Origin of the sequence: Dethiosulfovibrio russensis (assembly GCF_021568855.1) — a bacterium.
Classification (GTDB): Bacteria; Synergistota; Synergistia; order Synergistales; family Dethiosulfovibrionaceae; genus Dethiosulfovibrio; species Dethiosulfovibrio russensis.
Window position 1 is genome coordinate 1 of record NZ_JAKGUG010000012.1, and the last position, 23,839, is coordinate 23,839.

The 23,839-nt window shown below is 54.0% G+C and carries 24 protein-coding genes; 9 read left to right on the forward strand and 15 right to left on the reverse strand.

Going from position 1 to position 23,839, the window contains the following annotated elements; all coding sequences use genetic code 11:
* Window positions 1-64 precede the first annotated feature (64 nt).
* Both L2W48_RS11360 and L2W48_RS11365 read right to left on the reverse strand, forming a co-directional pair.
* Window positions 65-406 (reverse strand): hypothetical protein, encoded by a 342-nt coding sequence (locus tag L2W48_RS11360; protein ID WP_236100088.1) that lies wholly within the window; start codon window positions 404-406, stop codon window positions 65-67.
* 925 nt (window positions 407-1,331) lie between these two features.
* Window positions 1,332-3,215: a heavy metal translocating P-type ATPase gene (locus L2W48_RS11365; protein ID WP_236100089.1), complete on the reverse strand. Its 1,884-nt coding sequence runs from the start codon at window positions 3,213-3,215 to the stop codon at window positions 1,332-1,334.
* A 155-nt stretch (window positions 3,216-3,370) separates the two neighbouring features.
* Between L2W48_RS11365 and L2W48_RS11370 the strand changes: the two genes are divergently transcribed.
* The 6 genes from L2W48_RS11370 to L2W48_RS11395 all read left to right on the forward strand — a co-directional run bounded on the left by L2W48_RS11370 (window position 3,371) and on the right by L2W48_RS11395 (window position 8,795).
* Window positions 3,371-3,610 carry a FeoA family protein gene (locus L2W48_RS11370; protein ID WP_005660947.1) on the forward strand — a complete coding sequence of 80 codons (240 nt, stop codon included), beginning with the start codon at window positions 3,371-3,373 and terminating at the stop codon, window positions 3,608-3,610.
* Entirely contained in the window at window positions 3,607-5,763 is a 2,157-nt protein-coding gene (gene feoB, locus L2W48_RS11375) for a ferrous iron transport protein B (RefSeq protein WP_236100090.1), read from the forward strand. The genes L2W48_RS11370 and feoB overlap by 4 nt, the downstream gene beginning before the upstream one ends.
* A gap of 3 nt (window positions 5,764-5,766) precedes the next feature.
* Window positions 5,767-5,958: a hypothetical protein gene (locus tag L2W48_RS11380; protein WP_236100091.1), complete on the forward strand. Its 192-nt coding sequence runs from the start codon at window positions 5,767-5,769 to the stop codon at window positions 5,956-5,958.
* Between the two features lie 74 nt (window positions 5,959-6,032).
* Window positions 6,033-6,677: a peroxiredoxin gene (locus tag L2W48_RS11385; RefSeq protein ID WP_236100092.1), complete on the forward strand. Its 645-nt coding sequence runs from the start codon at window positions 6,033-6,035 to the stop codon at window positions 6,675-6,677.
* A 125-nt stretch (window positions 6,678-6,802) separates the two neighbouring features.
* Window positions 6,803-7,915, forward strand: a complete 1,113-nt coding sequence (locus tag L2W48_RS11390) for an aminotransferase class I/II-fold pyridoxal phosphate-dependent enzyme (RefSeq protein ID WP_236100093.1) — start codon at window positions 6,803-6,805, stop codon at window positions 7,913-7,915.
* Window positions 7,916-7,919: 4 nt separating this feature from the next.
* Complete coding sequence (locus tag L2W48_RS11395; protein ID WP_236100094.1) at window positions 7,920-8,795, forward strand: DMT family transporter; 876 nt, start codon at window positions 7,920-7,922, stop codon at window positions 8,793-8,795.
* Window positions 8,796-8,797: 2 nt separating this feature from the next.
* Here L2W48_RS11395 and L2W48_RS11400 read toward each other — a convergent pair whose 3' ends face one another.
* The 8 genes from L2W48_RS11400 to L2W48_RS11435 form a co-directional block, all read right to left on the reverse strand.
* Window positions 8,798-9,715 carry a patatin-like phospholipase family protein gene (locus tag L2W48_RS11400; protein ID WP_236100095.1) on the reverse strand — a complete coding sequence of 306 codons (918 nt, stop codon included), beginning with the start codon at window positions 9,713-9,715 and terminating at the stop codon, window positions 8,798-8,800.
* Complete coding sequence (locus L2W48_RS11405; RefSeq protein WP_236100096.1) at window positions 9,696-10,745, reverse strand: homoserine dehydrogenase; 1,050 nt, start codon at window positions 10,743-10,745, stop codon at window positions 9,696-9,698. Before L2W48_RS11405 ends, L2W48_RS11400 begins: the two co-directional genes overlap by 20 nt.
* A 14-nt stretch (window positions 10,746-10,759) precedes the next feature.
* Entirely contained in the window at window positions 10,760-11,764 is a 1,005-nt protein-coding gene (locus L2W48_RS11410) for an aspartate-semialdehyde dehydrogenase (RefSeq protein WP_236100097.1), read from the reverse strand.
* Entirely contained in the window at window positions 11,755-12,957 is a 1,203-nt protein-coding gene (locus L2W48_RS11415) for an aspartate kinase (protein WP_236100098.1), read from the reverse strand. Before L2W48_RS11415 ends, L2W48_RS11410 begins: the two co-directional genes overlap by 10 nt.
* A gap of 14 nt (window positions 12,958-12,971) precedes the next feature.
* On the reverse strand, window positions 12,972-13,196 hold the full coding sequence (locus L2W48_RS11420; RefSeq protein WP_236100099.1) for a hypothetical protein: 225 nt from the start codon (window positions 13,194-13,196) through the stop codon (window positions 12,972-12,974).
* Between the two features lie 284 nt (window positions 13,197-13,480).
* Entirely contained in the window at window positions 13,481-13,948 is a 468-nt protein-coding gene (locus tag L2W48_RS11425) for a hypothetical protein (RefSeq protein ID WP_236100100.1), read from the reverse strand.
* 7 nt (window positions 13,949-13,955) lie between these two features.
* Complete coding sequence (locus L2W48_RS11430; RefSeq protein ID WP_236100101.1) at window positions 13,956-14,312, reverse strand: molecular chaperone DnaJ; 357 nt, start codon at window positions 14,310-14,312, stop codon at window positions 13,956-13,958.
* Between the two features lie 13 nt (window positions 14,313-14,325).
* Window positions 14,326-15,780: a hypothetical protein gene (locus tag L2W48_RS11435; RefSeq protein ID WP_236100102.1), complete on the reverse strand. Its 1,455-nt coding sequence runs from the start codon at window positions 15,778-15,780 to the stop codon at window positions 14,326-14,328.
* A 65-nt stretch (window positions 15,781-15,845) separates the two neighbouring features.
* Between L2W48_RS11435 and cobT the strand changes: the two genes are divergently transcribed.
* Together cobT and L2W48_RS11445 are read left to right on the forward strand one after the other, a co-directional pair.
* Window positions 15,846-16,874, forward strand: a complete 1,029-nt coding sequence (gene cobT, locus L2W48_RS11440) for a nicotinate mononucleotide-dependent phosphoribosyltransferase CobT (RefSeq protein ID WP_236116551.1) — start codon at window positions 15,846-15,848, stop codon at window positions 16,872-16,874.
* Between the two features lie 57 nt (window positions 16,875-16,931).
* The gene (locus L2W48_RS11445; RefSeq protein ID WP_236100104.1) at window positions 16,932-18,317 is read left to right on the forward strand and encodes an NAD(P)/FAD-dependent oxidoreductase; all 1,386 of its coding nucleotides are present in this window, start codon (window positions 16,932-16,934) and stop codon (window positions 18,315-18,317) included.
* Window positions 18,318-18,354: 37 nt separating this feature from the next.
* On the opposite strand, the gene tsaA is transcribed toward L2W48_RS11445, so the two are convergent.
* From tsaA to L2W48_RS11465, 4 genes are read right to left on the reverse strand one after another with little or no spacing between them, the layout of a single operon-like run.
* The gene (tsaA, locus tag L2W48_RS11450) at window positions 18,355-18,768 is read right to left on the reverse strand and encodes a tRNA (N6-threonylcarbamoyladenosine(37)-N6)-methyltransferase TrmO (RefSeq protein WP_236100105.1); all 414 of its coding nucleotides are present in this window, start codon (window positions 18,766-18,768) and stop codon (window positions 18,355-18,357) included.
* The gene (locus tag L2W48_RS11455; protein ID WP_236100106.1) at window positions 18,765-19,529 is read right to left on the reverse strand and encodes an ABC transporter ATP-binding protein; all 765 of its coding nucleotides are present in this window, start codon (window positions 19,527-19,529) and stop codon (window positions 18,765-18,767) included. The genes tsaA and L2W48_RS11455 overlap by 4 nt, the downstream gene beginning before the upstream one ends.
* The gene (locus tag L2W48_RS11460; RefSeq protein ID WP_236100107.1) at window positions 19,529-20,587 is read right to left on the reverse strand and encodes a FecCD family ABC transporter permease; all 1,059 of its coding nucleotides are present in this window, start codon (window positions 20,585-20,587) and stop codon (window positions 19,529-19,531) included. The genes L2W48_RS11455 and L2W48_RS11460 overlap by 1 nt, the downstream gene beginning before the upstream one ends.
* Window positions 20,588-20,592: 5 nt before the next feature.
* Window positions 20,593-21,681, reverse strand: a complete 1,089-nt coding sequence (locus tag L2W48_RS11465) for an iron ABC transporter substrate-binding protein (RefSeq protein ID WP_236100108.1) — start codon at window positions 21,679-21,681, stop codon at window positions 20,593-20,595.
* Between the two features lie 134 nt (window positions 21,682-21,815).
* Here L2W48_RS11465 and nudC point away from each other — a divergent pair, with 134 nt between their 5' ends.
* A complete protein-coding gene (gene nudC / locus L2W48_RS11470; RefSeq protein WP_407928689.1) occupies window positions 21,816-22,547 on the forward strand; it encodes an NAD(+) diphosphatase in 732 nt (243 codons plus the stop codon).
* A gap of 1 nt (window position 22,548) precedes the next feature.
* Here nudC and trpB read toward each other — a convergent pair whose 3' ends face one another.
* On the reverse strand, window positions 22,549-23,742 hold the full coding sequence (gene trpB, locus L2W48_RS11475) for a tryptophan synthase subunit beta (RefSeq protein WP_236100110.1): 1,194 nt from the start codon (window positions 23,740-23,742) through the stop codon (window positions 22,549-22,551).
* Between the last annotated feature and the right edge of the window lie 97 nt (window positions 23,743-23,839).

Sequence of the window (23,839 nt, forward strand, 5' to 3'; positions counted from 1 at the left end):
CACACCGCAGGAGATCTACTTCGAAGAGGAAGACCTATAGCAGTCTGACCTAAACTAATCTAGGCTAAAAAATGGTCTTGACAATGGGGTCCACCATAACGTCGTACTTTACGAAAGTTCTGGAGGTCGTTCGTTCAGCTTTTATTCTAAAAAGCTCGATTCCATCCTCTCCTGAATTCAAAAAAGTCAAAGGCTTTACAATCCTAAACTCTACAAAGACGTCCGCTCCGACCAGAGAGACCGACGGAACCCTTTCCCCCATAACGACATCGGCTATGTCGGCAGGTGGAGACACCGGCAGATAGTTTTCAGACCTCAGTCCATGATCGTTTGTCCACAATATAGGAGTTCCTTCGACGTAGATATTTCCATCTATCGAATAGGGGCTATGAGAACCTACATGCATCCTCCTTACTCTACAGGTATCGATAAGGATAGTCCGATCTATCGGCCAAGGCCATTTTAAGTGTATCCCTTGAGAAAGCTCTACGATGGGACACCCCCAACGCAAAAGAACCGCCTGAAAGCCAGGAGGGACGATCTCTATAGAGGAAAGCCCAATCAACAAAGAACAAACCAAGAAAGAACCCACGGGCAAAAAACGCCACGTCATCTGAAAAAACCAATTTTTAGATGGATCTATCCCAAACTGATAACGAAAAAAATCCCTCGTGATTTCTTTAAAGGAAGAAGACCTGCTTAAAAGAGACAACATACGTGATTCATGTACCCAACGAGCAGTATTCTCATCGAGAGGACGATACCATTCAAGGATCAACGAAAAAAACAACTCTGAAGCCACGGCCAAATTCAAAGACAGTATTCCCCATCCGACAAACTTAGATAGATCGAATCTACCAAGATGACATAGTATAACCTGCGCCACCATCAAAGCCCCTACGATCGAAGACCCCCTAAGATAGCCAATGCAGGGAGTTAAAGACCCATCCTCCACTGCGAGATCTTCCATGTAAGACTTCGCGAACCACGAAACCACCGGAACCGCGACGGCTAAAGCCAAAGTAATGCTGATAGATAAGCCGGGAAGAAAGCCCTGTTTTGAAGGGTTGAAGACATGCGAGAGGGAACCTAAAACCAAGACTGCGACGATAAGCCCCGCTGTTGAAAAGCGCCATTCGTCGAAGTGAGGGGACGGAGTTGTTTCCGATGGCTTCGAAAACAATAAAGCTCCCCAAGGAACAAGTGAAGCCCAGAGAAAAACAGGACCCAAAAAACCTATTTCGGAACTTCCAAAAAGGGATGTAGCCGAACCTAAAAGTACGATAAAGGTCTGAGCGATAAATCCCTGAAGGTAGACTTTCCGGAAAAGGTCAGACACCAAAACCATCACCCCCTTTAAACCTTACCAATCTGGCAGAGTTGAAAACTACAGTTAAAGAAGTTCCTCCGTGCAAAACGGCAGCAGCTATGGGGTGCAAAACCCCGACAGCGCCTAAAATCATGGACAACGTCACAGCTATCAGAGCAAAATGCAAGTTCTGCCTCATAATGGACAGAGCCTCTCTGGCAAGATCTATTACCAAGGGAATTTTCGATATATCGTCTTTCATCAACGCGATAGATGAAGAAGAGATGGCTACGCCGCTTCCGGCGGCTCCCATAGCAATGGAAAGATCTCCAGCTGAAAGGGCTGGACCGTCGTTGACCCCGTCTCCGACCACCGCAACGACATCTCCTTCATTTTTCATAGCGGTAACATAATCCATCTTTTGATGAGGTAACATTCCGAACTCCCAAAAAGACACTCCTATAGACTGAGAAACCCTCTCAACAACCGTTTTTCTGTCTCCCGACAGAAGAACGATCTTATCGACCCCTCGGTTCCTTATTTCGACAAGAGAAGATTTTACGTCGTCCTTCACTCTATCTTCGAGAAAAATTTCCCCGGCAAAAACACCGTTCACGGCGACATACAACACACTCTGTCCAAAGTGGCTGTCCTCTATGTCTGGAACATCCACGCCAAAGGATAAAAGCCAAGACCGCCTCCCTACCATTACAGATTTATCTCTCACTTTTCCAAAGACTCCCATTCCATGGACTTCCTTCATCTCCTCGGAGGGAAGAAAATTCAATCCCAGAAACCCCGCTTTTTCACAGAGAGATCTGGCAACCGGATGACTAGAGTCCCTTTCCAATGAACAAGCCAAAGAAAGAAGCTCCTCTTCGTTCATAAAACCGCATGGAGAAATTTCCGTCACCTCCAGACGACCGGTGGTAACGGTACCAGTCTTATCGAAAACTATCGCTGTAATCCTCTCTGCCACCTCGAGATGGGCTATGTCCTTTATTAGAACGCCTAGTCGAGCAGACACGCCAAGTAAAGCAACCACCGCGGTAGGCCCCGCCAAAAGTATGGAACAGGGGCATGCTACGACCACTATGGAAACAACCCTGTCCAAATCACCGGTTACAAAAAAAACTGCCCCGGAAAGAAGCATAACAACCGGCACATACCATCTAGCGTAACGATCTATCATTCTCATAACAGGGGTACGAGATTTTTCCGCATCGGAGATCATCTCCTGCACCTTTCCCAGTGTAGTTTCAGATCCTACCGATTTAACTCGACAGATTACAGTTCCAGTTAAATTGACCGTTCCTGCGTAGACCTCGTCCCCACTCTTTTTTCCAGCCAGCAAAGACTCTCCCGTGATTGTCGATTCATTGATTGAGGTCTCTCCATCCAGGACCACCCCATCGACGGGGAGCCTCTCTCCCGGGATGATCCTGACTTCGTCTCCTACGACGAGATCCTCCGCATCCACGGTAAGCCATTCTCCATCCCGAAAAACCGTTCCCTTAGGTGGTTTCAGATCCAAAAGCTCTTTAAGGCTCTCCCTAGCTCCTCTTGCAGAACGTCCCTCCAATAGCGCGGAAAGGACCATAACAAAGGAGATGGTGGCGGAAGTTATAAAACGTCCCGACACGAAAGTAGCTGTAACACCTAAAGCGGCCAATTCGTTCATCTCCGACGATTCTTCGAAAAGCTCTCTAACGGCCCTCAAGAGAAGAGGGGTTCCCATAAAAACAGCGGCTCCCATCGAAAGCAGGGACGTTCTCTCTTCATAACCATATATCGAGATGGAAAAAAGCGACGCGATCAAAAGAGATCCTCCAATAAAAAAGAAGAAAAACCCCCCTGAAGACCGCTCTCCTCCTTCGACTATCTTTCTAACAAAGTCATGAGCCATTACATCTCCTCCTCTAAAAGTATACAAATATCAAAAAAAGATGGTCACGTCAACATGACTAACTCTTTTCACCAAGAAAGGTCTCTTGATCCTACCGAAACGGTATGGTATTATCGCCAAACAAAGTACGCATAGCTCGCAGAGGGGGAAATAACGTGGTCAAGATAGCCATGAGACAGATGGAGGATAACCAGACCGGGACCATCGCCAAGGTAAGGGCCGAGGGGGAGCTTGGCAGACGTATAAGGGATATGGGGCTAACTCCGGGAACGACTATTAGAATAATGGGAAGGGCTCCTCTCTACGACCCAGTGGCCATAAGGGTTGGTGACTTTACCTTGACCCTTAGAGACAGCGAGGCGGACTACATAGACGTGGAGGTGGAGGAAAGATGACCACCGTAGCCCTAGCGGGAAATCCAAACTCGGGAAAGACGACACTCTTCAACGGTCTGACCGGAGCCAGACAACACGTCGGCAACTATCCGGGAGTGACGGTGGAACACAAAAGGGGAACCTACAATCACGACGGTATATCGGTGGAGGTCGAGGACCTTCCGGGAATATACTCTCTCTCCGCCTACTCCGCCGAGGAGGAGGTAGCCAGGGATTTCCTTATCCGACAGACGCCGGACGTGGTGATCGATATAGTCGACTCCTCCAATCTGGAAAGAAACCTGTACCTGTCGGTCCAGCTGAAGGAGATGGGCCTTCCGGTATGCCTGGCATTGAACATGATGGACGTGGCCGAGTCGAGAGGGATGGAGATAGACACGGAAAAGCTCTCTTCCCTTATGAGGACCCCGGTGGTCCCCATAGTCGCCAGAAAATCCGAGGGAATCCACGAGATGATGAATCGGGCCCTGGAGATAGCAGGAAAGGACCCGGAGCCTTTTAAGATCTCCTACGGCCCCGATATCGACCCGGTTCTGGACGAGATGGCCAGGGCTATAGACCAGGACCCGATATTGGACGAGGCGATAAGGCCGAGATGGTCAGCCCTGAAGTATCTCGAAGGGGACGAGACTATAAAGATCTCCATAGCGGAGAGAGCCCCGGAGCTGGAGAAAAAACTTAACGGCATGGCCGAAACTCTGGACTCCCACTTGAGAGCCACACTGGACACTTACGCGGAGGCCTTAATAGCGGACCATCGTTACGGGTATATAAAATCGATCCTCCAGCAAGGCGTTCTGATATACAGAAAGGACAGAGAGGCCAAGAGCGTGTCCGACAGGATAGACGCCATAGTGACCCACCGTTTCGTGGGCCCCATAGTTATGCTCGCCGTCCTGGGGACCCTTTACCATATAACCTTCGCCTACAGTGAGATACCGGTGGGATGGTTCGAGAGCTTTTTCGGGTGGATAGGATCTCTGGCGAACGATTATATGTCTGAAGGACCGTTGAAATCGATGATAATGTCGGGAGTGATAGACGGGGTCGGAGGTGTTATGGGATTCGTTCCCCTCATATTCCTGATGTTTCTCGGGATATCCTTCCTGGAGGACACCGGATATCTGGCAAGGGTGGCTTTCATGCTGGACAGGGTCTTCAGAGTTTTCGGACTACATGGCAGTTCGGTGATGCCTTTCATAATCTCAGGAGGCATCGCCGGAGGATGCGCCGTTCCAGGTGTCATGGCGGCCAGAACGATAAAGTCGCCCAAGGAACGATTGGCCACCTTACTGACCGTCCCCTTCATGAACTGCGGGGCGAAGCTGCCGGTGTTCGCCCTGTTGATAGGGGTCTTCTTCCCTGAAGGGGAAACCCGAATGATGCTTCTGATAACGGCAATATCGTGGATAGGAGCCATGTTGGCCGCCAGGCTTCTCCGTTCGACGATCCTTCGAGGAGAAACCACCCCCTTCGTGATGGAGTTGCCGACCTACCGTTTCCCTACTTTCCGAGGGCTTCTGATACACACATGGGAGAGGACGTGGCAATATATAAAGAAAGCCGGCACCGTCATCTTGGGGATATCGATACTTCTATGGGCTATGATGACCTATCCCGGACTGGACGAAAAGGCTACAGTCAAGTTCGAGAACATGAGGGAAAAGGTCTCGAAGGAACTGTCTCAGGAAAAACAGGCCGAGATACTGGCAGAGATAGACGGAATAGAGGCCCAGGAGGCCCTGCGGCGTTCTTACGCCGGGCGAATCGGGACCGCTTTGGAGAGAGTGACGTCTTTCGCAGGGTTCGACTGGAGGGATAACATCGCACTTGTTGGAGGATTCGCCGCCAAGGAGGTCGTGGTGTCAACGCTTGGGACGGCTTATTCCCTAGGCGAGATAGATCCGGAGGAAAGCGGTGGTCTGGCATCCATAATAGAGAGATCTCCAGACTGGTCACCTCTCAAGGCATTGGCGCTGATAATATTCACTATGTTCTACGCCCCATGTTTCGTAACCGTGGTGTGCATCGCCAGGGAAGCAGGCTCGTGGAAATGGGCGGCCTTCTCCATGATATTCAACACACTTTTGGCCTATCTGTTGGCGGTGGCGGTCTACCAGGGAGGGACGTTTATACAATCCATAGGAGGGTAGATTATGGAAAAACTCGTAGTAGCCGTCATAGTGGCCTTCGCCGGATGGATCCTATTCAGGCGATTCAGATCGTTGGTAAAGGGAGGAGGCTGCGGATGTTCCGGTTGTTCCGGCTGCAAGACCTCCTCCAGCTGCAACGGCTGCGATATCCGAATCGATCCGGGAGAAGACGATAGAGAAAAGCCACAAGAATAGGCATCGAGAGATACATGCTATACTGATAACAAGAACCAGAATTAAAAAACATCGCAAAGGAAGGAAGGTGCTTTATGATGGAAAACAGAATACCCTTGATAGGAGAGGCTATGCCGGAGCTTAAAGTGGTAACAACCAGAGGAGAGAAGACCATCCCCAACGATTACGCAGGGCAGTGGTTCGTGCTCTTCAGCCACCCTGCGGACTTCACCCCGGTCTGCACTACCGAGTTCGTTGCTTTCCAGAAGAGATACGATAAATTCAAGGAGTTGAACTGCGAACTCATCGGAATGAGCATCGACCAGGTCTTCGCTCACATAAAGTGGGAACAGTGGATAGAGGAGAATCTGGACGTCGAGATCCAGTTTCCCATAATTGCCGACGACGGCACGGTCGGGAAACAGCTCGGCATGATACACCCCGGCAAGGGGTCCAACACCGTCAGGGCCGTATTCATAGTCGACCCGAACGGCATGATAAGGGCGATCCTCTACTACCCTCAGGAACTCGGCAGGAACATGGACGAGGTGCTGCGCATGGTCAAGGCCCTTCAGATAAGCGAGAAGAACGGGGTCGCCATGCCCGCGAACTGGCCGGAAAACGAGATTATCGGAGATTCTGTGATCGTTCCTCCGGCAAGTGACGTTGAAAACGCGAAGAAGAGGCTGACCGAGTACGATAACTTCGACTGGTGGTTCTGCCACAAGAAACTCGATTAAGATCGTCTCGAAAAAACGGAAATCCGGGAGAGGGTCCCCTAAGGGGAGCCTCTCCTTTTTATGTTGAACCCTCGGTCTTTCGCTGGTATAAATGGGGGATCAAACGTCAAAAGGAGATGGCGCCATTGGACTGGAGAAAGACGATCCCGCAGGGATTGAAGAACACCACCACCGAGCTTTACGTCAACACGGTAGAAAAGAGAAGTTTCTCCGTAGACTGCGCCCTGGGATCTAGCCCTATAGGGGCTCCATACGGCGTCGTATCCGCCTTCGGTAAGACTTTTGGAGAGGACCTTTCGTCTTACGTTCCTCCGTCGGAGAGACTGACCGAGCCTGTCTGCCGTTTCTGGAAAGGTCTGGTGTCTCCGGAGGAGCTGGTCTTCGCCAACGGGACGGACACCATCCTGGTGGTGCTGGCCAAGGCTCTGGGGGCCCCGGGAGGACGAATCTTGGGCATGGCTCCACAGTTCACCGACGCCCCGGTCCATTTTCAGCTTTCCGGATGCGACTTCAAAGCGGTGAATCTGGAGGGACCCTCCTACGAGATAGATACATACCGGCTACTGGAGGCTCTGGACGATTCGATATCGCTGGTCTACATAGATCGTCCACACAATCCTACGGGGCAGCTCATGTCCTTGGACGATCTGGAGAGGATAGTGACGGCAGCGGATAAAAGGAAAGCCCTGGTGATAGTGGACGAGGCTTATGGAGATTTCGTCAACGAATCCACGTCCTGTCTGAACCTGAAACAGGACAACATCCTCTGTCTTCGCAGTTTTTCCAAGGGATGGGGGATGGCCGGCATAAGGGGAGGATACGGGGTATTTCGATCTCCCTTTGCAAGGGATCTCTATCTGAGGGTCAGCCCTCCCTTCACCGTGGACGCACTGGCTTTCGCAGCCATACCTATGGCACTGGACGAAGCCGGTGAGTTTCTACCGTCCATGAGACGGGAGGTCGCCAGGCTGAAGAGAAAGACCATGGACACGATAACCGAGTCTCCCCGGTTCTCCGTGGCCAAGACCCATCCGTCGGTATCCATCATGATGGTGACCTACGACGACAGGGACGCAAATCTCTACGATATGCTGATGAAACATGGGATAAAGACCGCTCCCGGATCGGGTTTTCTAGGTATAGGCGACAATTCCGTAAGGTTGAGGGTTCCCCCGGAGGATCAATTCGAAGATTTCAGGACGAGATGGAGAGACATGGTCTCGTCCCTTCCCAGGTGATGTCGTGAAGTTAAGGGAGCGAAGCGCCGACTTGGTTATGTTCCTGGCGGTGTTCGCAACGTCTACGGGGTCCATCTTCGCCAAGGCGGCAAACGCTCCGTCCTTGACAGTAGCAGCATACAGGGTCGGCCTGGCCTCTCTCGTTCTGGTGCCAACGGCTTTCATGTTTCGAAGAGACGAGATAAGGTCCCTGTCCTCCAGGGACTGGAAAGATACGGTTCTATCCGGGACGGCGCTGGCGATCCATTTCGCCTCGTGGATATCGTCCCTGAGTTTCATCTCGGTGGCCAGCTGCGTGGTTCTGGTCAACACGGCACCTCTATGGGTGGCGATAATGGCCCCTTTTCTGACCGGTGAAAGGATAAACGGAAAGACTGCCGCCGCTATAGCCGTGGCTATATCCGGGGCCGTGATCATAGGCTGGGGGGATTTCTCCTCCGGCTCGGAGGGATGGAAGGGAGATCTTCTAGCCGTACTTGGAGCGATAACCATGGCCATCTACCTCCTGCTAGGGAGAAGGGTCCGGGAGAAGGTATCCCTGCTCTCCTACGTATCAGTATGCTACGGAACGGCAGCGGTCCTTCTGTGGGTCGTTGTTTTGATAGGACCCTATAGAGCCTGGGGGTTTTCCTCCGGCACGTGGTGGGCATTCTGGGGGATGGCCATAATCCCCCAGCTGTTAGGTCACTCCGCCTATAACTGGGCTCTCAGGTGGGTGAGTCCTTCGGTGGTATCGGTGGTGTTGCTGGGCGAACCGGTCTGTTCGTCGGTTATGGCGTTGTTCTTGTTCGGCGAGCCCCTGGGGCTCAAGACTATAACCGGTGGATGTCTCATACTTATAGGGGTTCATATGGCCCAGAGAGCCAAAAAGGACCTTTAACCTCAGTACAGGAGGTCCATGGCGGCCCTGTAACCGACCTCCATGGCCTCCTCCGCCCGGAAAAACTCCATGAAACGGATATGACCGAGTTTCGGTGCGATCAGTAGCTCCGGAGAGTCCACCTTAAGCTTGTTCTCCGTTATGGAGCTCTCCATGATGTTTATGGAGGTAACCATGACGTCTATCAAACCCGGTCCCTTGGATTTTTTCTTCTTCTCCTCGTCGTTCATGAGAGAGCTGATCTCGTCTATCAGAGAGTCCACCAGAGAGGAACCATCGCCTTTCTTGACCTTTTTTCTTCGAAGTCCACCGCCCGTTCTGTGTTCCTGTTTGCTTCCCACCACGTAACGGTTGAGGTCGACGGCTATTACGAACTCGGCCCCCAGGGATCTAACCACGTTTACCGGGACCGGATCCACCAGACCTCCGTCCACCAACAGGGCGTCGTCGGTGACGAACGGCGTGAACACTCCCGGGACGGCTATGCTTGCCCTTACCGCGTCGATGACGTCCCCGGACGAGAGGACGACCTCGCTTCCGTCCCTGAGGTCGGTGGCGACCGCCGCAAAGGGAACGGACAGATCATCGAAGGATCTGTCGCCCAAGATCCCTCTAAGGAGTTCCGTAACCTTTCTTCCGTCGACCAAGCCCGAGTGGGGGAAGACCACGTCGAAATAAGACAGCAACTGCAACAGGTCCATCTTGAGAAGCAACTCCTCCAGATGATCCATTCCTCCGGAAGCGTAGACGGCCCCTACCATGGCCCCTATGCTGGTACCGGCGATACATCCCACGGGAATGGATTTCTCCTCCAGAGCACGCAGCACCCCTATATGAGCACAGCCTCTAGCGGCCCCGCCTCCCAAAGCCAGCCCTATCTTAAGATCTTTCGATACGGCATCACGCAGATCTGCGGACAACCAAACCGCCCCTTTCCCTGAATATAGCAAGCAGGTCGGCCAGAAGCGCCTGGCCGGTCTCCTCTCTTCCAGCCCCGGGACCAACTATAGTGACGTCCTTCAGGTTGTCGGTCTCGTAGGTGATGGCGTTGGTGGCTCCCATGACTCCGGCCAGAGGGTGATCCAAAGGAAGCTCCATTGGAGACACCGAAGCTATCACATCCCGCCCCCTCCGCTCGACCTGCGCTATAAGCTTTATTCGATTTCCTCTATCCAGGGCGGCGATCACGTCGTCTCGGGATATCTCCGATATTCCACGCCTTTCGACCTGGTCCAACGATATGGGCTCTCCCATTATGACCGACGCTATTATCTGGGCTTTTACCGCCGCATCCCATCCGTCGACGTCGCCGGACGGATCGGCCTCGGCATATCCCCTGTCCTGAGCCTCCGAGAGGGCATCCTCGTATCCCATGCCCTCCTCCATCCTGGTCAGGATGTAGTTGGTCGTACCGTTTACTATACCCTGAACCTTCACGACGTCGCAACCGGCCATTGCCTCCATCGCCAGGTTGATGGACGGAGTTCCGCTGAGAAGGGCTCCCTCGAAACGGTAGGCCACTCCATGTCTGCTGGCAAGGTCGGTCAACTCAGGCAGAGCAACCGATACCGGCCCCTTGCTGGAACTGACCACGTGTTTCCCCGATTCTATAGCCCTCTTTATTATGGAGAGCCCCGGCTCCCCCGTAACTAGATCGGTAGGAGTGGTATCCACCACCACCGATATCTCGTCTCCCTTTAGGATCTCGTCGAGAGTGGCGGGAAGGGCGGATACCCCGGACAGGTTTTTCAGGTTAGCCATGGAATCGAGAACTGCCTCCAGGTCCAGCCCGGAAGGATCCCAAAGGGTTCCCTTCGATCCGGTTACCACTGCCTTTACGACCGGGATTATGCCGTATCTGATGGTCAGAAGATCCCTCTTTCTGATCAATATCCTGGCGAGCCCCTGGGCGACGTTTCCAAAACCGACCAAAGCTATTCCCAACTCCATGCTAATCCTCCTTTCTACGCCAAAAGTTCGGCGATCTGAACGGCGTTCAACGCCGCTCCCTTTCGTATGTTGTCCGAAGCGACCCAAAGATCCAGTCCGTTCTCCAGAGAGAGGCTCTCCCTTATCCTGCCCACATAGACCGGATCGGTTCCGGCTGCATCGGTGGCCAGAGGGTAGATCGATGAGGACGGATCGTCCTTCAAAACTATTCCCGGAGCATCGGCCAGTATCGCTCGAGCCTCGGAGGGAGATATTTTTCTTTCGAACTGGGCCGTTATGGAAAGAGAGTGCCCTCTCATCACCGGAACCCTGGTGCAGGTGCAGTCGACCTTAAGTTCCGGAGCCCCCATTATCTTCCTGGATTCGTTGACCATCTTCCATTCTTCGTCGGTGTATCCCTGATCGTCGAAGCTTCCTACCTGAGGAACTGCGCCGAAGGCTATCCTGTGAGGGTAGACGGAGGCCCTTTCGTCCGCCCCCTCGACGTTCCCGTCGAGCACCATCCTGCTCTCGTCCTCCAGCTCCACCAAGGCCTTCCATCCCGATCCCGACACCGACTGCAACGTCGTGACTATCATCCTGCTTAAGCCGGCCTCTTTATGGAGCGGGTATAGGGCCATCACACCGTGTATGGTAGAACAGTTCGGATTGGCTATTATACCCTTGGGACGATCCTCCACAGCCTTTTTGTTTATCTCCGGGACGACCAAGGGAACCTGAGGATCCATGCGCCAGGCAGAGCTGTTGTCCACGACGACCGCGCCCCTCTCAGCCGCTACAGGAGCCCATTTTCTCGAGGCATCCCCTCCGGCGGAGAATATGGCCACGTCTACACCGTCGAATCCCTCGGGTGACACCGCCTGCACTTCCCAATCCCGACCGTCGAATCTCACCTTTGTTCCGGCCGACCTAGGGGAGGAGAGAGGTCTGAAATCATCCACCGGGAAGCATCGGGCCTCCAAGGTGGCGATCATCTCCTTGCCGACCAGTCCTGTCGCTCCCAAAACAGCTACGCGCATAGTACGAACCCTCCCTCTAAAAATCGTCCGTGAAGCGCACGGACCGTCTCTTTTCCATCGGAAGCCTTTACGACGCAGGTAACCGACATGGCCGAGGGCAGAAGCATCTCCACCTTGACCCCAATTTCCTCCAGAACCGACAATATCTGAGAGGAGACCTCCGGATGGTTTGCAAGCCCGGCGCCTATTATGGAGACCCTGGAAAGCCCCTCTTCCCAACGCAATCCCGAGACATTCAACTCGCCACAGATCCTTAGGGTTTCCTCAAGCCTGCTCCGCCTTATGAGGAAGATGGCCCTTCCGTCCTGAACGACCAGCTGAGCCACTATACCTCTGTCGGAAAGCCTACGGGCGACGTTACACGGATCACAACAACCGTCGAAAGCGACCCTGGCTGCGTCGTCGTCCTGGGATACTGCCCTCACTGCGGCTTTTTCCTCTATGCAATCCCTCATGATCCAGGTCCCTTCCTTTCTCTCGTCGAAACTGGAGGCGACACACACGTTTATGCCACTCCTTATAGCCATCTCCACGCTTCTCGCCTGAAGTACCTTGGCTCCAGCCACTGTCATCTCCAGGCATTCGTCCCAGGAGAGGTTGTCCAGCTTGTAAGCTTTTTCCACTACCCTGGGATCGGCCGTGTATATTCCATCCACGTCGGTAAATATGTAGCAGCTTTCGGCTTCCAATGCCGCCGCAAGTGCTATGGCGGAAAGATCAGAGCCTCCCCGTCCCAGGGTTATTACGTCTCCGTTCTCGTCTATTCCCTGAAATCCCGCCACCACCGCGACCACGTTCCGGTCCATACAGGAGACGACCCTGCGAGGATCCACGGTCTTAATGCGCCCCTCGCCGTGACGGCCGAAGGCCCTAAAACCGGCCTGAGATCCGGAAAAGGATCTGCTATCTATACCAAGGTTCCTCAAGGCCATGCTCAACAGGGCTATGGACTGCTGTTCCCCCGTAGCCAGAAGCTGATCCAGCTCCCTTGGACAGGGTCCGTCGGGGGCGACGGAATGAGCGAGCTCGAGCAATCTGTCGGTGGTGTCTCCCATGGCCGAGACGACTACCGCGACCTTGCAACCTCTCTCCAAGAATCCCGATATCCTCTCCGAAACGGCTCTTATCTTCTCCGCCGAACCGACGGAGCTTCCGCCGAATTTCAGTACGACCCGTTGGCCATCCCTTTCCATGACTAGTTCCCGTCCTAATCGTGCAGCAAAGGAGCCGCTACGAAGGCTAGTCCCCGTTCCGTCAGGGCCCTGGCAGTATGGTTGACCGCATCGTGCTTGGAAAGATAGTCCCTCTCCAGCTTGTCCATCAGACCCTTTTCGAGGATCTCTGCTTTAGATATGAAATAATCGGTTATCGAGGAGGGGTAGGACAGATACCGCAGGACTCCGTCGTTATCGAAACAGAGACGTTCTCTCAATGAAATCACACTCCTGACTTTCTCGTTGGATGAGGATACAAAAAAACCGGGTCCACCTATTCTAGGCAGACCCGGTCAGAATGAGCTTTCTGGTGCGTACGTGCAGCTACGCGCCGACTCCTCTGGAAGGGTCGCCGAACTTAGTAGTGCACATCATAGTGGTTCCAAAAACAAAGAACTTGAAGTTCACGACGAGTTACCTCCCAAAAGAAGAATTTCCGCTTAATACGGATGTTGACGAGGATAATACATCAGCTATCCTGTAATGTCAACCCCCATGGGAACTAAGCTATGACGAAATCCTCGAAATCGCGGTAGACGTCATAGTCCTCCAGCTTCTCCTCCAATATGAGCTGGTCCAACCCTTCCTCCTCGGCTACCTCGTACACCATCATCTCGTCGTCGGTGTAGTCGGCGACTAAGCAGAGTCCGCCACGCTCCTTCAGATCCCTGAAGAGGGACAGCAGCTCTTCCATCTCTATCAGGCGGATGAAGAACAGGTCGTAATCATCGTCGTCCTGCACGGAGAGCCCCTCGCCCTGGAAGTAACGATCCATCCGTTCCCGCAGTTTCTCCGTCATATCGTCGTCCACGAAGATTCCGGTAGGACCTCCGTCGGGGTCCTCCTCGAAACTCCCCACATTGGCTCCATCGAGATAAAGATCACCTCTGTAGACAGGGTCGCCCTCTCCCGTCAACGATACCATGTCCCTTATCTGAACTCCGTGTATCTCGGCATGCTCAAAAGACACGACTACATCACTCCTCGAATTCGTCAAGATGATGAAGCTGATACTCTGTGGATATCTGCTGGACCACTATCCGCCCGGTTCCACCGCAATCCTGACAGGGACGACTGTCGTCGGGACCGTATATGAAGGCTCCCAGACCGGCACAGCTTTTACACACCCGGACTTTCATAGTCTCTTTGTCGAACGTCAGATTTTCGTTCAACTCGTCCAGGGCGAATTCGTCTTTAAGCACCTTCATCACAACTCGGCCGGATCCGCTACACTCGGGACAGCCGAACTTCTCGCCGCTTTTCCCTATGGCGAAACCGAGTCCTTTGCATTTCTTGCACAGCTTGACCTTCATGGTCTCCGGATCGTACTTCATCTTTATCTACTCCTTATCTATACGTACGGCGAAACAGAAAGAAAGTCGCCCTATCAAGACCGTCGGGCTCCATAACCAGCCTTTCCCAGGGGGCTATAAGAAATCCGACGTCCTCCGTTATCTCCCGAACCGATCCCATGCCGGAGAGCCTGGCTAGATCCCTATATATATCCATCATATTCGAGAGAGCCCGAAGGTCCAATGCGAGGACGTGAGGCGAGGCTTTGCCTGCCGCCTCTGCCAGCGATTCCGGAACATCCGGGCTATCGTTCAGGCTGTCGGGGCGCATGAGCCCCATCGCAAGACCATCGTCACCATATGCCATCACGGCTGTGACGGGTATATCCAGTGCCAGTCCATCCTTCCATCCTGGAAGATCGAGCCTCCTGATCCCGAAGGGCAGAGGAAGGGGCCTTGCCATGTCCACTAACCTTTTTCCAAGTCCGTTCGAGATCCCCTCCAGGAGAAGGCAGAATCCTGGAAAATCGCCCAGAAGACCACCGGCGTCGACTCCTAAGGACAAAGAGACGCGGCCATCCAATATGTCCAGCAGGTCGTTCTCGTCGAGTCCTATAAACCTGGCGTCGCCCAGCAACGGCCCCAGCTCTTCGCGGACCTCTCCTCCCAGTTTTGACGTCATGTCTCCGAACGAACCGGTCCAGGACATGAGACCTGCCATTTTCCCCTCTCCGTGAAGGGGAACCGGCTCCATAACCGCCAGCTCGTCTCGCCTCTCTTGGGACAACAATACGTCCGCCCAGTCGCTCCAACAGGAGAGGGTCGCCTTTTCGTCGTCCAAGGATAGCCCCCACTCCAAGGAGATCCGTTCGTCCGACGATAAATTCCCTGAGAGAACGACGAGATTCGTTGGGATCTGAACCCTGAGCCAATCGTCTCCCTCGGTCTTTCTGTTCGAGGCATCTCTCCTCTCACAGACCATAGTAGCCAATCTATAAGGATCTTCGGCAATTAGTACGACCGATCCCTCTCCCCCCCGCCATAGAGCAAGAGATACATTTCCGGCCTGTCCCTCCAAAGAGAAGATAGGCTTAAGGTTTTCCGGAAGGGTTACGTCGAGGGACCTCACAGCTATTCCCCTGCCCTCGGCCCAGGGTATCAAAGAAAAAAGGACCGATTCAACCCTAGAGGTATCGGCTATCTCTACCGCTCCGTGAAAGGAGCTCCGATCTATTCCCACTCCCGAGAGGGAAACTCGAAAGGCCCCTCTTCCCAGAACACCTTCATGCCCTTTTAAAAGAGACTCAAACCCCGAGCCTCCCGTTGTAATGTCGAACTCGGAGAGCCAGGCGGCTGCCACGTCGGATCTCTCTACGTGAAGCTCGACGAAGCCTCCTTCGTCGAGGCACAGGAAAACACCGGGATCGAGGGCAGACCCGGCTAAAAAGGAGAGGACCACTCCGACCGACAGGGAAAGGGCAATCCCGATCCAGAGTATCGATTTCCTCACAAAAGCTCAACTCCTAACGTCCCGTCTCCGTGTATGATAACATCTCAAGGTCCGTTCCCAGACCTATGGAACGATACCACAGAGAGAGGAGTTCTGCCATGTTCATCCTAGTCGTAGGATCGACGGATATAAGCAAAATACCGGGAATCTCAGCAGCGGGAGCAAATCTGGAGGTGCTTCCCTACACCGCTCCAGCCGACGCCGACATGATCTGGTGGGGAAGGCCCAGGGTGGTGGATTGGGTACCTCTGGACCCTCAGGGACATCCGACCCCGGCCATAATAACCAGAGCCGCCAGGATCGAAAGCGATTTTCCAGTGACGTTAGTGAAAGCCGGAACATCGGTTGCTCCCAAGGCCCCTTACGTGGAGACCGGTGCAACTCCGGGATTGAACCCCGGCAAAACGACGTCACTTCCGGACGGAGAGGAACTATTTGAAAGAGGCCGGGAATTGGCCCGAACCTTATCCTTAGACGATGGCCCACTGGTGATAGGAGAATCGGTCCCGGGAGGTACCACGACGGCTTCATTGGTCCTGGATGCCCTGGGATACAGGGGTATGGTCTCCTCCGCAGGCCCTGAAAACCCGACCGATCTCAAACGCCGACTGAGAGACGAAGCCTTTTTGCGACTGGGAATAAAACAGGGAGGTCTGGCGGATAAAGGACTTATAGCCTTGAAGGAATTGGGAGACCCTATGCAACCCATAGTGGCAGGGCTGATATCGGGAGCCCCCAGGGGGAAAGAGATCGTGTTGGCAGGAGGAACCCAGATGTTGGCCGTCGCGGCGGCGACAAGACACATGGGAATATCCAGGCCTATCACTGTGGCCACCACCTGCTACGTGACAAGAGACGAGAGCGCGGACTTCAACGGTCTGGCCGAGGCGATAGGAGTGAGTACATGGTCGGCACCTCTGGATTTCTCCGATTCGCCCTGGACGGGATTGAGCGACTACGAAAAGGGATACGTCAAGGAAGGAGCGGGGGCGGGAGGCGCCGTTTGGTACGCCGAGAGACTCGGGGTCTCCACCTCTCAGGTAATATCCAGGACAAAAAAGCTCTACGGCGCTATGGTCGAAACGAATGTATAAAAGGGATATAATGGACCTCGGAAAGCGATATTAACAAGAAGAGGAGAGAAAGACATCATGAGATACGACGCCATCATCGTCGGATCCGGTCCCGCTGGGATATTCGCGGCCATGGAGCTGGTGAAGACAGAGAAGAAAGTCCTCATTCTGGACAAGGGGAAACTCATAAAGGATAGGATCTGCCCGATAATAGCCGGCAAGGCCACCTCCTGCATAAATTGCCCCATCTGTAGCGTCGTCTCCGGCTGGGGAGGAGCCGGTTCCGCATCGGACGGGAAACTAACCATAACCACCGGTTTCGGGGGGAACCTGGAGGAATACATCGGTGAATCCGCCCTTCTAGAGCTGATAGAGTCGGTGGACTCCACCTTCGTGGAACACGGAGCCGATCCAAACTACTACGAGCCTAAGGGTGACATGGTCAAGGAAACCATCAGAAGAGCCGCCAGCGTAGGCATAAAGGTGCTTCCCGCAAAAATCCGACATATAGGCACGGACGCTTCCCGAGAGGTTCTTGACAACATGTACAACACCCTCAAGGATCAATGCGACATAAAGATGAACACCTTCGTGGAAGACATCGTCGTGGAGGACGGAGAGGCAAAGGGAGTGATCCTGAAGGACGGCACAAGATACGAGGCCGACACCGTCATAGCCACCCCCGGGCGGGACGGAGCCTCCTGGCTGGAAAAGGTGGTTCGTAGGCTGGAGCTTCCTATAGCCTCCATGCCGGTGGACATAGGGGTGAGGGTAGAGGTCCCCGACAGCGTATGTCAGGACCTGACCGAGGACTTCTACGAGGTGAAGTGCCTCTATAACACTCCGACCTTCGACGACCGCTGCCGTACATTCTGCATGAATCCGTCGGGATACGTGGTTTCGGAGTACAACAAGGGACACGACCTAGTGACGGTGAACGGACACAGTCTAAAAAACACGAAGTCGAACAACACCAACTTCTCCATCCTGGTGACGAAGAACTTCACCCATCCGTTCCAGGATCCCATAGGCTACGCCACCCATATAGCCAGGCTAGCGAACATGTTGGCTGGAGGGGGAATATTGGTCCAGAGACTGGGCGATCTCAAGGACGGCAGAAGGTCCACCACGTCCAGGATCGATAGAGGCATGATCGAACAGACCGGATCGGCCGAACCGGGAGACCTGAGCCTGGTGCTCCCCCACAGGCATATGACCGACATAGTGGAATTCCTGGACGCACTGAACGTCATAATGCCGGGGGTCAACCAAAACGACACGCTCCTGTACGGAGTAGAGATAAAGCTGTACTCATTGCGGATACAGCTAAATGACTCTCTGGAGGTTCCGTCCGTTAAAAATCTGTTCATGGCAGGAGACGGAGCGGGGGTAAGCAGAGGGATCATACAGGCCGCCTCCAGCGGCATCGTGGCGGCCCGATCGGCGATAAAAGCCATGGGATAAAGGGAAAGGAGGTCCGTCAAGGACCTCCTCTTTTTATCTAATCGTTGGATCTGCTTGTATCCACCACCGGTTTTATGTCTATCAGCGGGGTCCCATCCAGCATGTCGGGACCTCTGAAACAGATCTCCAATCCTTCTACCGAGATCACCTCCACCTCGGTCATACCTATGCCATTAGGCCGGTTCGGACTCCTGGTGGCGAATACTCCCTTCTCGCCGTCCAGCCAGTGAGCGTTAGCGGTCAGTTTCGCTCCTTCGGAACGATCGAACAGGAAGAGAAAGATCAACCTATCACAGCAATCAAGACCTTTCATGCCCTCTCTCCATTTTTCATCGAGGACGGCCACAGCCTCCACTTCCGGCTTGAAATGGCCCTGACGGGGTATTTCCTCTTTGCTCTTATAGGGGGATCTTATCACCCCCAAAGGCTCTATCTCGTGTTTTTCCCTCATCTTCCGACACCTCCTGGAACGACCACGGGGACCCCCCGATGGTCCAAAATGTCCACCTCCACGTCGTACACTTCCCTTATGGTCGAGACAGATACCTCCATCGGAGCGCAGCATCGCTCCACCTTTCCTCCCTTAAGGAAGAGACACCTGTCGGCATATCTCATGGCTCCGTTCACATCGTGTATTGTCGTCACAGCCGCCAGGCCGTGGCCGTGAACCACGTGGGCCACTATATCCATGAGCTCGAGGCGGTTTTTCATGTCCAGGCTAGCCGTGGGCTCGTCCAACAAGAGGACCGACGGATCCTGGACCAGAGCCCTGGCCACAGCGACCTTCTGTCTCTCCCCTCCGCTAAGCCTGTCCAGATAGCGAAGTCTGAATGGCCCCAGATCCAGAAGGGATAAGACGCTCTCCACCACGTTAAGGTCCTTATCGGTGACGGACCAGCCGAGATGAGGCCTTCTGCCCAGGAGGACCGAATCGAACACCGTCATCCTCTGAGGCTGGGTGAACTGAGGGACGTAGCCCATGGCCCTGGCGATATCCTCCCTGGACATGGACGATACCTCCACTCCGTCAATCGAGACAACCCCCTCGTGAGGTTTCAGTATGCCGTTCAGACATCGGAGCAAGGTGGTCTTTCCTACCCCGTTAGGCCCCATGACGGCGAGCATCTCGCCGGAAGACAGGGAAAAGGAGATGTCCCTGAAAACCCAGTCCTTACCCCAACGGAAACCGAGTTTTTCGACCTTTAGCAACATCATTTTCCTCCTCTCAACAACAGCCACAGGAAGGCGGGAGCTCCCAGAAAGGAGGTCAGCACCGCCACAGGCAATACATGGGGAGATAGGATCTGCCTGGCGGCGGTGTCGGCCAGAAGCAGGAGCAACGCCCCGGCGACGGCGCTGGCGGGAACAAGATAGCGATAATCGTCCCCTATCATCCTCCTTATAGCGTGGGGACAGACCAAGCCTACGAAACCGATGACCCCCAGATAGGATACGGTTATCGAAACGATCAAGGCGGAGATCACCAATCCTCTGAGTCTCAACCGGGAAACGTCAACCCCCAACCCCCGTGCGGTCTCGTCTCCCGCCTCTACTGCGTTGAAGTCCCAACGTCGAAGAAAGAAATAGCCTCCGGCGGGAAGCAGGACGGCGGTCATCACGGCCAGATCCTGCCAGTCGGCCCTGGCCAGGTCCCCGAAGGTCCAGAACACTATGGCGGCCAACTGCACGTCGTCGGCGAAGTACTGGAGAAACATTGTGCCGGCGGTGAACAAAGACCCCAGGGCCACGCCGCAGAGGACCATGGTCTCAGGAGCAGCTCCTCTCGTCGCGGATATCGCCAGGATCACCGCGGTGGCTACCATACAGAAACAAAATGCCCCGATCGCCACGATGCCGGGACCAAAGGACAGAAGCCAGTAAGGCGCTCTTTCAGACAGATTCCCTATCAACATGACCGTCAAGGCGGCACCGAAAGCTCCGGCATGGGAAAACCCCAGGGTAAAGGGAGAGCCCAGGGGATTTCTGAGAATGGCCTGCATGGCCACTCCCGACAGGGACAACCCTGCTCCGGCAACGACGGCTGCGATAGCCTGAGGGAGCCGAATGTTCCATAATATCAGGGACTCCCTGCCCTCCGACAACCCCAGCAGCCCTCTGATAACCTGGGACACCGTCATCCCGGAGACCCCCACGGAGAGAGACAACATAAAAGCCGATAGGGTCAAAGCGATGAGCCCCAAAAGGAAAAGCCGCTTTTTTCCGGCATACTTTTTATAGGAAAGAGAGACCTCGACTCTGTCCAGATGCATGGCGGTTAGATCTCTCCCGGCACGAGCTTACGGAATACCTTGCCTTTAAAACAATCGTTCAAATCGGAGAAGACCGGTTCTCCGACGAGAAAAGCGTATATCTGGTCGGCCTTATCTCCGGGATCCACGTCCTCGAATCGATCGGGAAAGAGCAACGAACCCACGAAATAAGCGTCCGCCAGGATGTTGCCGAAGTTCTGGGTATACCAGTTATAGGGCAATACCCCGTAGATCTTGCCTTCCTCCACGGCAGAGAGCCCTCTCCACAGAGGATCATCGGCCAATTCCTTCAAAGCGCCCCCTCCGACCGCCGTTATGGTGGACAGATCGACGAAGATGAAACTCGGATCCCATTTCAACAGGGCCTCCTTGGAGACCACCGCATGTCTGGCCTTGGCCCCCTTGCCCTCTGCCGCCACGTTCGCCACTCCGGAAAACAAGAAGGGAGGATAATTAGGCTCTGTGGACAACAATCCGTGAGGACCTCTGAAAGCTATTCCTCCCACGTAGGCGGACCCCTCTATAGAAGCCCCAGCGGTCCTCGTTTTAAGGTCTTCTATGACGGATTCGAAGAAATTCACCACTTCCTTCGCCCTGTCGGAAACATCGGTCACCTGCCCCATTATGGAGATGGACTCGTACAGTCTCCGCCTCTTTCCTGCCAGATTTCCGTAGTCCAGGGCGACGACGGGAATACCGGTCTTGGACTGGAGACTTTCGGCTTCGTCGCCGGTGCAGCCGGTTTTGAATATCACCTGAGGGGCGGGATCCAGAGAGAGAATCAACTCCGGACTGTCGTTGCCTCTGAACTCGCCGAACAACGGCAGGGTCTTATATTCCGGTCTGGCAATGGCGTAAGGTCTAGCGTCGAAATTCTCAGTTCTCCTCTCTATGCTGTCAACCGCAACGACTTTGTCCTCCAGTCGAAGATAGGTGGCCAATCTGAGACATCCCGATCCGGAACAGATTATCCTGTCTACCTCGTCGGGGACCTCTACATCTCTACCCAATCCGTCCGTCACAGTGGCGGCGTAAGAGGTTACAGCCCAAAGCATAGAAAATAAGGCGATGGAAAAGGCTACAGTTCTTCTCAAGTGGTACATCTCCTTTCAAAATATATCTCAGCCTACAATGATAGCACGAAAGCAAGATCTTGTAGTACCAAAAAGACGAAATCGACGATAGACTTTTAGAAGGAGACACTACAACAGTAAGGGGATGAATGAAATTGAAAGAGAACAGTTTCGTATTTCGAGGCGAAGAGGTGCTTATCCCGGAGATGGATGGGATCGAACTACCTCGGGGACTTGATTACATATCTACGGGAAAGGTCGATGGCGTGGGCACGTGGAGAGAGCTCCACGTGGAGACCGACCTGAAAGGGTGGAGGGCCGTACCTAGAAAGGGCCTGTGGGAACTGATAGGAGAGATATCCTTCGCGAAGGCCAATCGTCTCTACGCCGAGATGGATTGGCGTAAAAACAGCCGATTTTGCGGCAGATGCGGCACTCCCATGAAGGACGGAGAGGACAACGGCCGGGTCTGTCCGAAATGCGGTTACAGAATATACCCTATAATCTCCCCCGCCGTGATAGTCGCGGTGGAGAGGGGAAACCGTATTCTCCTGGCCCATAATTCGGCCTTTCCCTCCGGCAGGTACAGCGTCCTGGCGGGTTTCGTGGATCTGGGAGAAAGCCTGGAAGAAACCTTGAAGAGAGAGATCAGGGAGGAGGTCGGAATAGAGATATCGGACATAAGCTATTTCGACAGCCAATCGTGGCCATTTCCTAGATCACTAATGGTGGCCTTTCAGGCTCGATGGGCCTCCGGCGAGATAGAGGTCGACGGCAAGGAGATAGACAGTGCTGGCTGGTTCGCTCCCGAGGATCTTCCCGAGATCCCCGGAAGCGTCAGTGTATCACGAAGATTAATAAACGATTTTATCAGGAGAAACTCCTGATCTACCTCTCCAGAGCCATGACTTGGTCCATGTCCTTGTCACCCCGGCCGGATAGGTTGACCAGGAGGATCTCGTCGGATCCCATCCGGGGCAGCCTCTTCACAGCGTATGCCAGGGCATGGGAGCTTTCGAGAGCCGGTATTATCCCCTCGGTTCGACAGAGAAGATGGAAGGCATCGAGGGCCTCCTCATCGGTTACAGCAACGTAGGTGGCCCTGCCGCTGTCCTTGAGGTAGGAGTGTTCCGGCCCCACACCGGGATAGTCCAATCCGGCGGAGATAGAGTAAACCGGAGCGGGATCTCCGTTTTCGTCGGTAAGAACGTAGCTTTTGAAACCGTGTATCATTCCCGGAGCTCCTACGACGAGGGTGGCTGCGTGCTGTCCCGTCTCCAACCCTTTTCCGGCTGGTTCCACTCCCGTTATAGCAACAGAGGCATCGTCGAGAAAACCGGAAAAAAGGCCGATGGCATTGCTGCCTCCTCCGACACAGGCCACTATCTCGTCGGGTAGACGCCCCTCTCTGTCCAGAATCTGTTGTCGGGCTTCTCTGCCTATGATGCTCTGGAAGTGACGGACCATGGAAGGATAGGGAGAGGGTCCTACCGCCGATCCTAGAAGGTAGAAAGCGTCGGGATCCTCTACGTAGGCGTTCAGGGCAGCGTCCACCGCGTCTTTCAGTACTCCCTGTCCCTGGGTCACCGACACCACCTTCGCCCCTAGCAGATTCATTCGGCTGACGTTGGGAGCCTGGCGTTCCACATCCACCGCTCCCATATAGACCACGCATTCCATACCCATCAGGGCCGCCACAGTGGCGGAGGCGGTTCCGTGCATACCCGCACCGGTCTCGGCTATGAGACGGGTCTTTCCCATCCTTTTAGCCAATAGAGCCTGTCCTATGGCGTTGTTGATCTTATGGGCCCCGGTATGATTCAGGTCCTCCCTTTTAAGGAATAGGCGGCCCCCTCCAAGTTTATCTCCGAGATTAAAGCACTCGGTAATCGCGGAGGGACGTCCTACGTACTCTCTCATAAGGCGCATATATTCCCTCTCGAATTCCGGGTCCGACGAGGCCTCGAGGAAGGCCTCGGAAAGTTCCTCCAAGGGCCTCTCCAACGATTCCGGGACAAATCTTCCACCAAAAACTCCATAGTATCCTTTTTTCGCGGCGTTATCGACGGTCGTGACGGTCATTTAAATCTCCTCCATATCTCTAAATTTTGGATCCGAATAAAGAAAGGGCCGCTCCCCCGATCAGAGGGGCGCGGCCCTTAAATGAAAAGCCGCGGCA

What these genes read in the sequence shown, in the direction of transcription:
- L2W48_RS11360 (WP_236100088.1), bottom strand. Translation starts at nt 406, where the DNA reads ATGCATGTAGGTTCTCATAGCCCCTATTCGATAGATGGAAATATCTAC.
- L2W48_RS11365 (WP_236100089.1), bottom strand. Translation starts at nt 3,215, where the DNA reads ATGGCTCATGACTTTGTTAGAAAGATAGTCGAAGGAGGAGAGCGGTCT.
- feoB (WP_236100090.1), top strand. Translation starts at nt 3,607, where the DNA reads ATGACCACCGTAGCCCTAGCGGGAAATCCAAACTCGGGAAAGACGACA.
- L2W48_RS11380 (WP_236100091.1), top strand. Translation starts at nt 5,767, where the DNA reads ATGGAAAAACTCGTAGTAGCCGTCATAGTGGCCTTCGCCGGATGGATC.
- L2W48_RS11385 (WP_236100092.1), top strand. Translation starts at nt 6,033, where the DNA reads ATGATGGAAAACAGAATACCCTTGATAGGAGAGGCTATGCCGGAGCTT.
- L2W48_RS11405 (WP_236100096.1), bottom strand. Translation starts at nt 10,745, where the DNA reads ATGGAGTTGGGAATAGCTTTGGTCGGTTTTGGAAACGTCGCCCAGGGG.
- L2W48_RS11410 (WP_236100097.1), bottom strand. Translation starts at nt 11,764, where the DNA reads ATGCGCGTAGCTGTTTTGGGAGCGACAGGACTGGTCGGCAAGGAGATG.
- L2W48_RS11415 (WP_236100098.1), bottom strand. Translation starts at nt 12,957, where the DNA reads ATGGAAAGGGATGGCCAACGGGTCGTACTGAAATTCGGCGGAAGCTCC.
- L2W48_RS11430 (WP_236100101.1), bottom strand. Translation starts at nt 14,312, where the DNA reads ATGAAGTACGATCCGGAGACCATGAAGGTCAAGCTGTGCAAGAAATGC.
- cobT (WP_236116551.1), top strand. Translation starts at nt 15,846, where the DNA reads ATGGAACGATACCACAGAGAGAGGAGTTCTGCCATGTTCATCCTAGTC.
- L2W48_RS11445 (WP_236100104.1), top strand. Translation starts at nt 16,932, where the DNA reads ATGAGATACGACGCCATCATCGTCGGATCCGGTCCCGCTGGGATATTC.
- tsaA (WP_236100105.1), bottom strand. Translation starts at nt 18,768, where the DNA reads ATGAGGGAAAAACACGAGATAGAGCCTTTGGGGGTGATAAGATCCCCC.
- L2W48_RS11455 (WP_236100106.1), bottom strand. Translation starts at nt 19,529, where the DNA reads ATGTTGCTAAAGGTCGAAAAACTCGGTTTCCGTTGGGGTAAGGACTGG.
- L2W48_RS11460 (WP_236100107.1), bottom strand. Translation starts at nt 20,587, where the DNA reads ATGCATCTGGACAGAGTCGAGGTCTCTCTTTCCTATAAAAAGTATGCC.
- trpB (WP_236100110.1), bottom strand. Translation starts at nt 23,742, where the DNA reads ATGACCGTCACGACCGTCGATAACGCCGCGAAAAAAGGATACTATGGA.